This is a genomic window from Mycobacterium sp. (assembly GCF_008709575.1).
GTDB lineage: Bacteria > Actinomycetota > Actinomycetes > Mycobacteriales > Mycobacteriaceae > Mycobacterium.
The window spans coordinates 1-598 of the sequence record NZ_VYIK01000476.1; the positions used below are offsets into that span (position 1 = coordinate 1).

Sequence of the window (598 nt, forward strand, 5' to 3'; positions counted from 1 at the left end):
GTCCAGCGCTGGCAATTCCACCGCGCCCAGGTCGTCGAGTTGACGCGCTGAGGGCGTGCACACTCCAGTTTCGAGTCAACTGCGGTCGAGTCGTCGCAGTGGCGGGCGATTTGTCTGAAGTAGACGAATCCTTCGTGGTGGCGGTCTGGCCGGTGTAGCCCTTCTCGACCCCTGGGATGGTCGGCGCGATCCGGTTGGCGTTGTGCAGCAGCTTCGGCAACGCGGCCCGGTCCTGCACGGCGGGGTGGCGACCGTCGCGAGTGGCCTCGTTGTCAACCGTCGCCAACACCTGGTGTTCGCGGAAGCCGTCAGCACGCCCACGGCTATGTCACCAGAGCCGTCAAACCCATCCTCTGCCGGTAGCGCCACCCGCTTCGACGACATGCCGCACGCCTGCATTCGCCGATGAGTCAGCGAAAGGGCTACGCAGGGATCAGCTAAGATCTGGGCGATGGCCAGTGGGAATGGATGAAAGGCCCAGAGATCTACCCCCCGACGTCAGAGCGACCCGTGTCGGCTGCAGATAGCAATTCGAAAAAGACCGTCTGCTTAAACATGATTGTCAAAGATGAGGCCGAGGTCATCGAGGCATGCTTAG

The 598-nt window shown here is 62.2% G+C and carries 1 protein-coding gene; it reads right to left on the reverse strand.

All coding sequences use genetic code 11. From position 1 onward, the window contains the following. Window positions 1–286: hypothetical protein (locus F6Q13_RS19660; RefSeq protein ID WP_293060067.1), on the reverse strand; the 286-nt coding region annotated here is incomplete at its 3' end. Between the last annotated feature and the right edge of the window lie 312 nt (window positions 287–598).